General features: G+C 63.9%; 12 protein-coding genes. 6 read left to right on the plus strand and 6 right to left on the minus strand.

The features are described 5' to 3' along the window. Positions 1-21: 21 nt before the first annotated feature. The 6 genes from CLU94_RS09545 to CLU94_RS09570 all read right to left on the minus strand — a co-directional run bounded on the left by CLU94_RS09545 (position 22) and on the right by CLU94_RS09570 (position 8,106). Positions 22-3,720 carry a tubulin-like doman-containing protein gene (locus CLU94_RS09545; RefSeq protein ID WP_099665465.1) on the minus strand — a complete coding sequence of 1,233 codons (3,699 nt, stop codon included), beginning with the start codon at positions 3,718-3,720 and terminating at the stop codon, positions 22-24. Between the two features lie 36 nt (positions 3,721-3,756). Beyond that, positions 3,757-4,212: a hypothetical protein gene (locus CLU94_RS09550; protein WP_099665466.1), complete on the minus strand. Its 456-nt coding sequence runs from the start codon at positions 4,210-4,212 to the stop codon at positions 3,757-3,759. Positions 4,213-4,256: 44 nt separating this feature from the next. Further along, positions 4,257-5,732 (minus strand): hypothetical protein, encoded by a 1,476-nt coding sequence (locus tag CLU94_RS09555; RefSeq protein ID WP_099665467.1) that lies wholly within the window; start codon positions 5,730-5,732, stop codon positions 4,257-4,259. Continuing rightward, positions 5,729-7,213: a hypothetical protein gene (locus tag CLU94_RS09560; protein WP_143451387.1), complete on the minus strand. Its 1,485-nt coding sequence runs from the start codon at positions 7,211-7,213 to the stop codon at positions 5,729-5,731. Before CLU94_RS09560 ends, CLU94_RS09555 begins: the two co-directional genes overlap by 4 nt. A 126-nt stretch (positions 7,214-7,339) precedes the next feature. After that, entirely contained in the window at positions 7,340-7,822 is a 483-nt protein-coding gene (gene rfaE2, locus CLU94_RS09565; protein WP_099665469.1) for a D-glycero-beta-D-manno-heptose 1-phosphate adenylyltransferase, read from the minus strand. A gap of 44 nt (positions 7,823-7,866) precedes the next feature. Next, a complete protein-coding gene (locus tag CLU94_RS09570; RefSeq protein ID WP_099668236.1) occupies positions 7,867-8,106 on the minus strand; it encodes a DUF3717 domain-containing protein in 240 nt (79 codons plus the stop codon). Positions 8,107-8,240: 134 nt separating this feature from the next. Here CLU94_RS09570 and CLU94_RS09575 point away from each other — a divergent pair, with 134 nt between their 5' ends. The 6 genes from CLU94_RS09575 (at position 8,241) to CLU94_RS09600 (ending at position 12,010) form a co-directional block, all read left to right on the plus strand. Then, positions 8,241-9,179, plus strand: a complete 939-nt coding sequence (locus tag CLU94_RS09575) for a hydrogen peroxide-inducible genes activator (RefSeq protein WP_099665470.1) — start codon at positions 8,241-8,243, stop codon at positions 9,177-9,179. A gap of 77 nt (positions 9,180-9,256) precedes the next feature. Next, entirely contained in the window at positions 9,257-10,111 is an 855-nt protein-coding gene (ubiA, locus tag CLU94_RS09580) for a 4-hydroxybenzoate octaprenyltransferase (protein WP_034784859.1), read from the plus strand. Positions 10,112-10,219: 108 nt separating this feature from the next. Beyond that, complete coding sequence (locus CLU94_RS09585) at positions 10,220-10,576, plus strand: glycine zipper domain-containing protein (protein WP_099665471.1); 357 nt, start codon at positions 10,220-10,222, stop codon at positions 10,574-10,576. 56 nt (positions 10,577-10,632) lie between these two features. Beyond that, positions 10,633-11,019: a phage holin family protein gene (locus CLU94_RS09590; RefSeq protein WP_046683403.1), complete on the plus strand. Its 387-nt coding sequence runs from the start codon at positions 10,633-10,635 to the stop codon at positions 11,017-11,019. Then, positions 11,016-11,363 (plus strand): hypothetical protein, encoded by a 348-nt coding sequence (locus CLU94_RS09595; protein ID WP_077399688.1) that lies wholly within the window; start codon positions 11,016-11,018, stop codon positions 11,361-11,363. Before CLU94_RS09590 ends, CLU94_RS09595 begins: the two co-directional genes overlap by 4 nt. Before the next feature lie 89 nt (positions 11,364-11,452). Beyond that, positions 11,453-12,010 (plus strand): DUF3455 domain-containing protein, encoded by a 558-nt coding sequence (locus CLU94_RS09600; protein WP_099665472.1) that lies wholly within the window; start codon positions 11,453-11,455, stop codon positions 12,008-12,010. The last annotated feature ends 2 nt before the right edge of the window (positions 12,011-12,012 follow it).

The raw sequence follows: 12,012 nt of genomic DNA on the forward strand, positions 1-12,012 counted from the left end.
ATTCCAACGTCATTCCAGCGTTCACAAGGGCGGCGGCATCAACGGTGGCGGCGCGCCGAGGAACAAGGGCGCCAGTTCGGGGAACTGGGCCAGGTCGGCCCAGGCCGGCAAACCGGCGCGCCACACCTTGGTCGTGGCTGGCACGACTTGTCCCGCCTGCACGTACTGCACGATCTGCTGGGCCGTGAACGGTCCCTGCTGCTGGCCGTTGATGCCCAGGAAGTACTGGTATTCCACCAGCGGCGGCGGCATGCCGCCCAGTGGTGGCGGCGCCATGCCGAACGCGGCCGCCGCCGGCGCAGCCGCCGCTCCGGCCGGACGCAGCAATTGCTCCAGGCGCCCCGCTTCCAGCATTTCCGGCTTGATCGCATACTTCAGGCGCGGCTGGCCGTCCGCTTCCGGTTCGCGCACTTCCCAGTCGTAGGCATCGCTATCGGAGTCGCCGATGACGTTGGCCCACTCCTTCAGCCGGCCCAGCAAGGCTTGCACCGTGCGGTCGAGCTCGTCGCTGGCCATGCCCTTGCGGCGCGCCGACTCGCGCAGGCGCGTGCCCACTTCGGCGGAAATGGCGCTGCCAAAGCCGATGTAGGGCAGCTGCGAGCCATCGGCTTGCGCCACCAGCTTGGGCGCATACACGCCCCGCTCGTAGTATTTTGCCAGCGCCGCCATGGCCGCCGTCTGCACGGCGTCAAGCGCCGTCAATTTTTCTTCGATACGCAGGGCGATATTTTTCTCGTACGAGGCGGGCATGCCGTTCTGGCGGATGGCCCGTTCGTTGCCGATGCGGCGCAAGTCGCCCGGTTCGACGGCAAACTGGTACTGGCCCGGCGGCACGACCCGGCCCGTGTGGCGCGTCAGCACGCCCAGCATGATCGCTTGCAGGAATTCGCCGAAGTCTTCCGCCAGGCGCTTCATCTCGTCCGTGTTCGGCGCGATCGGGTGCGTGAATTGCGTTGGATCAATGTGCGTGTGGGTCGGCGCCTTGTCGTTGTCGCCTTCCTTGCGGTAACTGGTGCGCCAGCCTTCCAGGCCGCGCAGCACCGTCATCGGCACGCCGGCCAGTTCGCAATAGCAGACGGCGCGCCCGCGGATGCCCGTTTCGACGATTTCCAGCTGGCTCACCGTGATGCCCACCTGGGTCGGCACGCACGATTCGAGCTCGGCGCCGAACTTCGCCTTGAAGGCGGCCGCATTGGCCACGCCGATCACGCACTTGAACTGGTCCGACACGACCGTGAAGTCGCCCGCCATATTGGCGTCGATCCACGGCATGGAGCAGGCCAGCAGCTTGCGGAAGCGGTCCAGGCGTTCGGACACATCCATCTGTTCCAGCGCTTCGAACAACGGTTCGGGCGTGCTCGTCGCCCCTTCCGCCAGGCCGGCAGTAGCGATCATGTTTTCCGCCATGCGCGTAACCTTGGCCAGGATCAAGGCCCGTTGCGCCGGTTCGCCCAACATGGGGAACAGCGCTTTCGAGCCGCCCATGTCCTTGAACGCTTCATCGGCCCACTGGCGCAAGGTGGCCGCCGACGGCAGCGCGATGTCTTTTTCCGTGACGGGAATGACGATCAGGGTCGCGTGTTCCTTGTCCATATCCTTTTGCAGGATGGTATTGGCCGTTTTCAACTCCGTCAGCATGGCCAGCACGCCTTCGCGGCCCGATTGCAGCTCGCCCACCAGGCCATTCCACTGGGCCCGGCCTTGCGCATCGACGCCGACCCGGTTGCCCAGCCAGCGCGACAGCTCGCCCAGCAGGAGCACGGACTCGTCTGCCGCCTTGGCGCGCAAGTGGAATTTCAGCGCATTCGCCATTTCCGTGCGTAAATGGTCCATCACCACGCCCGCCTGCTTTTCGCCATTGCTGAGGAAACCGAAGGTGCTGCGCGTCTGTTCCAGGTTGTTCAACAGGCGCTCGTATTCGCGCGAGCGCACGGCTTCCTTGATTTCGCGGTAGCGCTCGGCATTGTTGCCGATCTGCGCCGTCAAGCCGCTGCCCGGCGCCTCGATGCGGTCCTTGATCTGTTCCACCAGCGACAGCACGTATTCCAGGCCGCCGAATTCTTTATTGTCAAGATAGCCATACAGCTGGTCGCGCACGACTTTCTTGACGTCTTCCAGCACTTCGCGGCGCCGCTTGCTGATGCGGTCTTCCGTCGTGTCGGCCGTGGAATCCTGGTCGCGCACGGCGTCGCGTTCCAAATGCTTCATGGCGTCGCGCACCTGCGCCGGCCATTCGCTGCGGTCGAAACCCGTGCGGATATCGTTGATGCGCGTATTGACCCGGTTTTCCACGCCGGCCAGCAAGTGGCCGTGGCGGTCTTCCAGCAATTCGTCGACGACGCGGAAATCGATGAAGTCGCCGCTGGAGCGCTTCAGTTCGATGCTCTTGTCGGAAAACTCGGGGAAATCGCTGAACGGCGTGCCCTTCAGGAACATATTAGCGGCGAGGAAATTGTCGCGTTGCGTATCCGTGGCCCGGTTGGCGCCCGCATCCGTGCCGCCCACGCCAAAGAACGCTTGCAGCATGGCGCCAGCCCAGCGGTGGGCCCGCTCGTCGCGCGCCGCTTCCTGGCGCGTATCGAGCACGGCCATGCCGAACGAGGAAAAGCGCTTCGAGAAATACAGGCGCATGTCGCCGAAGCGGTCTTGCGGCACGGGCGCGTTGTACAGCGAATTCTTGTGCTGCGCCTGGTTGACGGCGATCGAGCGCTTGGCGCGCGCGAAGTCGGCCGAGGCGAAATCCTCGAACAGCGAATCGGCCACCATGTGGTAGACGTCGCTGACATCCTTGGTATGCTGCTGGGCAAGATTGCCCGAATCGATCAGGTAAACCTCGCTGTACGGTTCGCGCGTCAGTTCCGGGCGGTCATACGCATCCCAGCGGCCCACATAGCCCTTGTTGCCCATCATCGCCGATTCCAGCTCCATCAGCGCCGCATAGCCGTTGGCCTCGACCCGGTCCTTGTTGGCCTTGGTGTAGCCGGTCGGCAAGAACAGCATCAGCTCCACGTCGGCCGCGCCCACTTCGCTGCGCGCCAGCCAGCGCGCCAGCAAGCCCATGTCCAGGAAGGAACCGGAACCCGTGCCGCCCGCAACGGAACCGACGATGACGATGCGGAAACGGTTCGTTTCCATGCGCAAGCCCAGTTCGGCCAGCTGGCGCTCGTGCGACAGGCCCGCCTTCAGGGCTTTCAATTTCAAGCGGATCTTGTCGCGGATCTTCGCGTACTTGTCAAAGAAATACAGGCGCGACACGGCGCGGATCTGGCCCGCGCCGCTGCTCATGTCGAAACGCAATTCGCGGATGCGCTGCGGCGTCAGCGGCAGCCATTCCTTGATATGCGGATATTTCTCCAGAGAATCTTCATCACGGCTGTACTTGTCCATGTCGAACGATTCGACCACCTTGTCGTCATCCGTGAACTTCACCTGGTCGAACTGCAAGTCCTTCGCCTGCGACTCGCCGCTTTCGATCACGGCGCCATTGTCGAGGTCGAAATGGATGAATTGCGCGATGGGAAAATCGGCCAAGCCCTCGATGCGCGTGCGGTTGCCCGCGCCGCCCCACAGGGTGTTGAGGATGCGCCGGCGCACGCGCATCAGCACTTGCATGCCCGTGCCGCCGATGCCGATGAACAGGGTCGGGCGCAGTTCGATAATCTTGTCCTGCTTGCGCTCGCTGGCGCCGCCGGTGATGGTTTGGTTCAGGTTCTCTGCCATGGTGATTCCTTCGATGATGCGTGCAACGGCGTGTTCTTAGCGGCGGCTGGAGGTAAAGGTCAACAACAGTGCAACGAGGCCCACCAGCACCAGCGGGCCCATGAACAGTGGCGCAAGGAATTTATGCGCATTCACGGCAGCCAGCACGACACCCGTCGCCAGGCTGGCCAGGAAGATGAACAGCCACCAGCCCGAGGCATTGGCCTTGTTCGGCGGCACGCGCTTGGCTACCAGGCCATTCGCATAGGCATTCTTGGCAAAGAAAAAGGCAATGAACAGCAGCAACAGCACCACGCCGCCGACCAGGGTGTCGCGCGACGAGGTATCGGTCGTGCCGGCTGCATCAAACGCGGGCGCAGCTTCGGTCGTTGCGGTGGCGGCGCTGGCCGCGGTGGCAGCGTCCGCGGCGGGCGGCGCCGACGCCGACGCCGGGGCCGTTACCGGGGCCGGCAAGGTAAAACCTGCGTTGTCTTTCGGAGTGTCTTGCGCCATGGTATGCCTCTATTGAATGGAAGGAATTTTTAAGGAATCTGTGTTCAGGCCAGGGTCAAGGCATGGCCTTCGGCCACGCGCACGACGGCCGGCTTGCCCAGGCCACGCTTGAGTTCGCCAATGTCGCGGCCGTCATCGTCGCGGATCTGCACGCTTTTAAATGGTTTTAATAACACTTGCCGCTGCACGCCGTCGGCCATCACCTTGTAGCGCGTGGCGCGCGTGCTGACCAGGCCCAGCGCCAGCAAGCCCAGCACGAGCGCCAGCACGCCGCCCAGTATCACCAGCACGGGCAGCAGCGGATACTGGATGCGCACCAGCAGCGGTATCGTCGCCTGCGACGCGCGCACGCTGTCGGGCGGCGTAAACATGCCGGAAATCGGGTCGCCAGGGAACAATTCCTGCAAATCCTTGCCGAAGCTGGACGCCAGCGCCAGCCGCTGTTCCGACAGGCCCACCTGCGCCTGCATCGGCAGCAGCACCTGCTTGCCCATGGCGGTGATCGCCTGCGCCGACCACGGCGACGGAATTTGCGCCATCGGCAGCGCGAACTGCACTTGCACGGACTGGCTGGCGCCCGGCTGCAACTGGCGGATTTGATCTGGCGCAACGTGCAAGGGCGCGTTCTGCCCGGCCAGGCTGGCATGCACCCTGGCGCTGTCGATCACGTATGGGAAAAACATGTTTTGCAAGGAGGCCTGCAGCACCACTTGCGGCACCAGGTTCGCCGCATCGACGTCGAGCACGATGGTGCGCCCATCGCGGCCCAGGCTGGCGTGCACGTTGGCGCTGTTCTTGACGGATTGCGGCACGATGCGCACGGCATCCTGGTCCACCGGTTTCAAGCGCGCGGGCGGACGCGTCAGCACTTGCGACAGCCGCCCTTCGGCCAGGATGCGGGTCAAGGCCTCGGATGCAGGCTGGCCATACGCGAGCGCATACACCATCAAGCCCTTGGCGCTGTACAGCTTGCCCTGCACGGGCATGCGCAGCGGAAACACCACCGTCTTGGTGATCGACGGTTCCAGGTGCAGCAGGCGGTAAAAGTCGCGGTTGCGCTCGGCCGTCTGGCTGTCGTTGTTCGGGCTGTTCTTGTTATTGGTAAATATCCACACGATGCCGGACGCGGACTGGAACGGGCCCGTGATGGTTTTTGTCACGGCTTCCTGGAAATCCGTGTCGGCCAGCGCGCCGCCGGCGCCCTTGCGCGCCAGGCCCAGGCTGGCCAGCTGGCCCGCCACGCCGGCGCCGCCCTGCCCTTGTCCCAGCAGCGACGGCGACACGTGCGCGCCGCTGCTCTGGCTGAAGGCCAGGGTATACACTTTATCGGACGGGTTTGTGGCAGCCTGCGCCACGGCGCCCACCAGGGCTTTCAGCTGCGAGTGTTCATCCGTGTAGAACGGCTCCATCCAGCCCGAATTCTGCACGAGGAACGCTTGCTGGATGCCGGCTGCCTGCGCGCTGGCGCTGGCGAAGGCGAGGAAGGCGGCACCGGCCGCGATCAGGACGCGCGCTTTCATGCCTGCAAGGCCCAGCCATCGATACGCGACAGCAGCGGGTGGTAAGCCCACAGCGTACCTTCATGCACAAACAGGCGCACGCGCCACGGTTCGCTGACGGCAAAGGTATGGAACACGTTTTCGCGCAATTCGTCGTCCTGCACCAACTGGGCCGCCAGGCGATCGTTCGAGCGCAGCACGCTCGACAGGCCGGCGCTGGTGGCAAACTTCACGCCGAAGACGCTGTTGCCCACACTCGATTCCAGCAGCGGCATGACGGCCTGGTTCTTGCCGCCGTCGTCGCCGTGTTCCGGCTCTTCCCACGGCGCCGTTTTCAGCTTGGTGGCGAAGCGGTAATTGAAGCTGCCCGAGCACAGGCGCGGCGCCAGCGCGTCGGCCCGTTCGGACTGCGCGCCCAGTTTCACGTAGACATAGGTGCCGCGGCTGCGCTCGAAGCACAGCTGCCACAGGCCGCCGTCGCGCGACACGTAGGGGCTGCCGAATTCGAAATGCGGCACCAGCCCTTCGGGCCAGGGGGTGAACGAGGCGGCCACGTTGCCGTCCGGCTGCAATTGCAGGCGCAGCTGGCCGTTGGCGCAAGGCCACACGGCCATGCGGTTGTAGGCGACGGGCGCGCTGACGGCGCCCAGGTCAACCACGCCGTCGAGCAGCACGTCGCTGCCCGGCTTTTGTTGCGCATCAAGGTTGACGAAGCGGATGCGGCCATCGTCGTCGCGCAGCGGCGCCCACAGACGGTTCTGGAACCAGACGGGCGCGGCCGCGCACGGCGCGCCGCCCACGTGCTCGACCACGTAGGTCAGCGACGGCACGTCGGGACGGATGCAGGCCAGGCCATGGCTGGTCGGCAAGACCAGCACGCTATTGAACTCCGGCACCAGCTCGGCGCGCCAGGCGCCGTGGGCCAGGTCCGATTCGGCAAGCAAGCTGCCATAGTCGGGGTCCAGCGCCAGCCAGCGTTTCGAGGCGGGCAACCAGGCGTGCAAGACGGCCTTGCGCGGGTCGAGCGCCAGCAGCGCGGGCGCGCTGGTGCCGAACTGGGCGGAAAAGAATTCGTATTCGCCGGGCGGCGGCATCGGCAGCGAGACATCGGCCTGCGCATGCTCTTCGCGCGCGCGCTGGTCGGCCAGTTTCAGGGGCGTGCTGGCCTGGCGCAAGCCGGACGGGCCCGTTGGCGGCACGTCGCTGACGGGAGATGCGCCGTAGGGCGGCACCCAGGGCGGCGTGGCGGCCGTGTCGGGCGGCACTTGCAAGGCCGCCCCCGAGGCGGGGTCGAACGCGAATTCGGGCGGGAACTGGCGCACGGGCGCACCGGCGGCTGCGGGCAGGCGCCGCGCATGCATCAGCTTGCCGATATCGGCATGGCTCACCAAGGGCGAGACGTTCTGGCCATCCGCGCTGCGCTGCATGGTCCACGCACCCTCGTCATCCACGTGCCAGGCGCCGGAAGGCAGTGGCCAATCCCCAGAAGTTTTATGATCCATTTATTTTCTATGACTAGCAATGCATTCAGACGATGTAACGTGCTGGGGCTGTCGAAACGAAGTCGCAGCCCTGGCAGTTCTCATAGTAACGTCTTTTTATCTGTATGGAAACATTGACGAGCTTCCTCAGCCTTGCTGCGTCCGCACTTTCGTCAACAGCTTGGTGGTCGAGCGGTCATGCTCGAAATCGATGGCCACGGCCTGGCCGCCATACGCCAGCACGGCGCGGCCTTCGGGAATGGCCGCCATGTCGTAGTCGCCGCCCTTGGCATAGATTTCCGGCTCGATATCCTGCACCACTTCCAGGGCGCTATCTTCCGAGAACGGCACGACCAGGCTCACCGCTTCCAGCGCGGCCAGCACGGCCATGCGGTCTTCGCAGCTGTTCAGGGGACGGTCATCGCCCTTTCCCAGGCGTTTCACCGAGGCATCGGTATTCACGGCAACGATCAGCGAGGCGCCCAGCGCGCGCGCCTGGGCCAGGTAAGTCACGTGGCCGCGGTGCAAAATGTCGAACACGCCGTTCGTCACTACCACCGGTTTCGGCAGGGCTGCGGCGCGGGCGCGCAATTCGTCGCGGCCGCACAGTTTGTTTTCAAAATCAGGCATGGATATCTCTGGTTGGGTTAAATGGGGTCACGCCATGGTCGCACTCAGGCGTGGCTATCGCCTTGGATGCCGCCGGCATCCCGGCGCCAGGCATCGATCAGGGCCACGACGGCCGGTTCCAGGGTCTCTTCGGCGATGCGATCTTGCCGGTAATAAATCATCAGCGCATACACGCCGGCCAGGCGGCTGACGGGCGGCGACAGCGCATATTCGTTGCCGCGCGCCGGTTGCCTGGTACGCCAGTAATTGATCGCCGCTTCCAGCGCCTGCATCCGCAGTTCCATCGCCATCTCCCTTCGACGCCCGGTCCCGCATTATAGGGGGCGATCCGCTACAATACGCCATCGGCGCCACAGTTTCACGTTTGCGCCACCTTTCATTCATTGCAAGTAAGTACTTCCTGTGTTTCAATCAACCTATGACACTGACTGAACTGAAATATATCGTTGCAGTCGCGCGAGCGAAGCACTTCGGCCACGCCGCCGAAGCCTGCTTCGTTGCCCAGCCCACCCTGTCAGTGGCCATCAAGAAACTCGAAGACGAATTGGGCGTGGTCCTGTTCGAACGGGGCGGCGCGGAAATCTCCGTCACGCCCCTGGGCGCGCAGATCATTGCGCAAGCCGAGCGCGTGCTGGAACAGACGGCCGCCATCAAGGAACTTGCCAAGCAAAACAAGGACCCGCTGGCCGGCCCCCTGCGCCTGGGCGTGATCTACACGATCGGCCCCTACCTGCTGCCGCCCCTGGTCAAGGCCATGATAGACCAGGTACCGCAGATGCCCTTGATCTTGCAGGAAAACTTCACGGTTCGCCTGCTCGAATTGCTGCGCCAGGGCGAACTGGACGTGGCCATCATGGCCCTGCCCCTGCCCGAACACGGCATGGCCATGCAGGAACTGTATGACGAACCGTTCGTCGTCGCCATGCCGCGCCAGCATCCATGGACGGCGCGCGAGAAAATCGCCGCGCAAGACTTGAAATCGGAAACCATGCTGCTGCTGGGCAATGGCCACTGTTTCCGCGACCAGGTGCTGGAAGTGTGCCCCGAAATGGCGCGTTTTTCCTCGCCCGGCAATGGCATGCAGCGCACGTTTGAGGGTTCCTCGCTGGAAACCATCCGCCACATGGTGGCCAGCGGCATCGGCCTGACGGTCTTGCCGCGCGCCTCCGTCGCCAATATGCACGCCACCGACGGCATGCTCGAATACCGGCCCTTCGCCGCCCCCGTGCCCTCGCGCCGCGTGGTGATGCTGTGGCGCAAGAGTTTCACGCGCAAGGCCGCCATCGACGCCCTGTGCGCGGCCATCGCCAGCTGCAACTTGCCGGGCATTACGCCGCTGTGCGAGGATGAAGACTAGCGCCCCAGGCGCAAAATAGTACATTTACATACTATTTGCGATAATCGACCTTTCTCTTCAACAAGATCGAGTCTTCCATGAACAAGCTGGCGCTGTATTTCCGCCTGATACGGCTGGACAAGCCTATCGGTACCGTATTGCTGCTGTGGCCTACCCTGTGCGCGCTGTGGCTGGCGCAGCAGGGCGTGCCGGACTGGCGGCTGCTGCTCATCTTTACCCTCGGCACTTTCCTGATGCGCTCGGCAGGCTGCGCCATCAATGACTACGCCGACCAGGATATCGACAAATTCGTCAAGCGCACGGCCGAGCGTCCCATCACCAGCGGACGCATCAGCGGCAAGGAAGCGCTGGCCGTGGCCGGCGTGCTGACCGTGCTGGCCTTTTGCCTGATCCTGCCCCTCAACGCGCTGACCAAGCAGCTGTCCGTGGCCGCCGTCATCATCGCCGGCACCTATCCCTATTTCAAGCGTTTCTTTGCGATTCCGCAAGCGTATCTCGGCATCGCCTTCGGCTTCGGCATTCCCATGGGCTTTGCCGCCATCACGGATGCCGTGCCCGCCGTCGCCTGGCTGCTGCTGCTGGGCAATGTCTTCTGGGCCGTGGCCTACGATACGGAATACGCGATGGTCGACCGCGACGATGACTTGAAGATCGGCATCAAGACCTCGGCCATCACCTTTGGCCGCTACGACGTGGCCATCGTCATGGCCTGCTATGCCGTTTTCCTGCTGCTGTGGCTGGCATGCGGCTGGTATCTGGGCTTGCGTTACTGGTTCGTCGCGGGCTTGCTGGTGGCGGCCGGCTGCGCCGTTTATCACTACACCTTGATCCGCGCACGCGAGCGTATGCCGTGTTTTGCGGCATTCCGGCATAATAACTGGCTAGGAGCGGCGGTATTTGCGGGCGTGGTACTGGACTTTGCTTTCCGTTAAGCAATGACCCTTGCGCCGCGGTAGCCCTTGAGGCGGCGCAAGACAAGCCTGGCCGCAGCTGCCTACACTGGTATTTCACTGTGCAGTTTCACTTCCATGAGGTAATACATGAGCTCGATACATACCGGAAAATCCAGCAGCGACAGCATCCTCGCCGACGCCGACAAGGCCCGCGACAAACTGGTCGGCGACTTGAAGACCGTCATCGATGAAGCGGAAGGCTGGCTCGATGGCGCCAAGGATCAGACGGGCGAGAATGTCAAAGCCGTCAAGGACAAGTTCATCGCCACCCTGGAAACGGCCAAGAAAGACTTGATCAAGCTGGAAGAAGACTTGCTCGAACGGACCAAGAAGGCGGCCAAGGCCACCGACGAATACGTGCAGGACAATCCCTGGAAAGCCGTGGGCGCGGGCGCCGTCGTCGGCGTGCTGTTCGGTCTGCTGCTTTCCTCGTCGCGCCGCTAGATTGTAACGACGCGGTACCGACGGCGCAGGCCGTCACCTGACGCGAAAGGCAGCATATGGCTATCGTGCACCATGTCGCCCAAGTCGCAGCGACCCTCGCCGCCATCGTCCAGACCCGTCTGGCCCTGGCGGCCGTGGAAATGGAAGAAGAGTCGCTGCGCTTCCTGTCCTATCTGGCGCTGGCCATGCTGGCACTGTTGTGCCTGTTTGTCGGCCTCGTCTTGATCGTGTTCCTCGTCATCGTGCTGTTCTGGGATACGCACCGCATCGCCGCCATCGCCATTACGGCCGCCGTCTTCATCGTCGCCGCCATCGCCACCCTGCTGGGCGTGCGCGCCAGTTTCCGCAGCAAGCCGAAACTGCTTTCTTTTACACTTTCCGAACTGAACAAAGACCTGGACGAGCTGCAATTGCTGGCGCGCCGGGGATCGGAGCGGCCATGACCACGCACCCCACCAAATTGTCCAGCGTCCACACGGCCGCCAGCCTGGCGCAGCGGCGCGACGCGCTGCTGGCCGAATGCGCGCTGCAGCGCCTGGCCCTGGGCGTGCAGACGCGCCAGTTGCTGGAACCGCTGACGGGCGGCAATCTGCGCCACACCCTGGCCACGCGCTTTAAAATTCCCCTGATGGTGGGCGGCGCCGTGCTGGGCCTGGCGCTGGTACGTCCGCGCCGCATCCTGCCGCTGCTGCGGGCCAGCGGCGCGCTGCTCAAGCACGCCACCACGGCCATGCCCGTCCTGCTGGCGCTGGCGCAGCGTTTCAGCAAGAAAGAAACGCCGTCATAAAATATTTTGACCTGGCTGCATCCAAATGGCAGACCCATGCGTAGTAATGGTATCAACCAGCCGGTTGAGCCAACTACCAGGAGTTCGCCATGCTTGCCTTCACCGCCCCACGCCACGCCGTTCCCGCCCTCGCTGTGCTGGGCGCCGCCCTGCTGCTGAGCGCTTGCGCCCCCATGAGCGCGCGCTATTCGCAAGAACAATTACCGAACGCCGTCAAGGTACCCGATGGCCACCAGGTGGCCATGCAGACCGTGGGCGTGGGCAAGATCGCCTACGAATGCAAGGCCAAGAAAGACATGACGGGCCATGAATGGGTTTTCGTGGGACCGGACGCGGCCTTGAACGACCGCAGCGGCATGCAGGTGGGCACGTATGTCGGTCCACCGGCCACCTGGGCCAACCTGGACGGTTCGAAAGTGACGGCGACGCAAGTGGCCGTGGCGCCGGCCGGCGCGGGCAATATCCCGTACCAGCTGGTGAAGGCCAATCCGGCCACGGGCAGCGGCGCCATGCAGGGCGTCAGCTACATCCAGCGCGTGGCCACCAGCGGCGGCGTGGCGCCAAGCAGCCCCTGCGGCATGGAAAGCATCGGCGCCAAACAATGGGTGCCCTATCAGGCCGACTACATTTTTTGGAAAGCCGCATAACA

Source organism: Janthinobacterium sp. 13 (assembly GCF_002749695.1).
GTDB classification, from domain to species: Bacteria; Pseudomonadota; Gammaproteobacteria; order Burkholderiales; family Burkholderiaceae_D; genus Janthinobacterium; species Janthinobacterium kumbetense.

Bases quoted from the DNA above. Each gene is read 5' to 3' on its own strand.
- CLU94_RS09600 (WP_099665472.1), top strand. From the start codon at position 11,453: ATGCTTGCCTTCACCGCCCCACGCCACGCCGTTCCCGCCCTCGCTGTG.
- CLU94_RS09560 (WP_143451387.1), bottom strand. From the start codon at position 7,213: ATGGATCATAAAACTTCTGGGGATTGGCCACTGCCTTCCGGCGCCTGG.
- CLU94_RS09585 (WP_099665471.1), top strand. From the start codon at position 10,220: ATGAGCTCGATACATACCGGAAAATCCAGCAGCGACAGCATCCTCGCC.
- CLU94_RS09590 (WP_046683403.1), top strand. From the start codon at position 10,633: ATGGCTATCGTGCACCATGTCGCCCAAGTCGCAGCGACCCTCGCCGCC.
- CLU94_RS09555 (WP_099665467.1), bottom strand. From the start codon at position 5,732: ATGAAAGCGCGCGTCCTGATCGCGGCCGGTGCCGCCTTCCTCGCCTTC.
- CLU94_RS09545 (WP_099665465.1), bottom strand. From the start codon at position 3,720: ATGGCAGAGAACCTGAACCAAACCATCACCGGCGGCGCCAGCGAGCGC.
- CLU94_RS09550 (WP_099665466.1), bottom strand. From the start codon at position 4,212: ATGGCGCAAGACACTCCGAAAGACAACGCAGGTTTTACCTTGCCGGCC.
- CLU94_RS09575 (WP_099665470.1), top strand. From the start codon at position 8,241: ATGACACTGACTGAACTGAAATATATCGTTGCAGTCGCGCGAGCGAAG.
- CLU94_RS09570 (WP_099668236.1), bottom strand. From the start codon at position 8,106: ATGGAACTGCGGATGCAGGCGCTGGAAGCGGCGATCAATTACTGGCGT.
- ubiA (WP_034784859.1), top strand. From the start codon at position 9,257: ATGAACAAGCTGGCGCTGTATTTCCGCCTGATACGGCTGGACAAGCCT.
- rfaE2 (WP_099665469.1), bottom strand. From the start codon at position 7,822: ATGCCTGATTTTGAAAACAAACTGTGCGGCCGCGACGAATTGCGCGCC.
- CLU94_RS09595 (WP_077399688.1), top strand. From the start codon at position 11,016: ATGACCACGCACCCCACCAAATTGTCCAGCGTCCACACGGCCGCCAGC.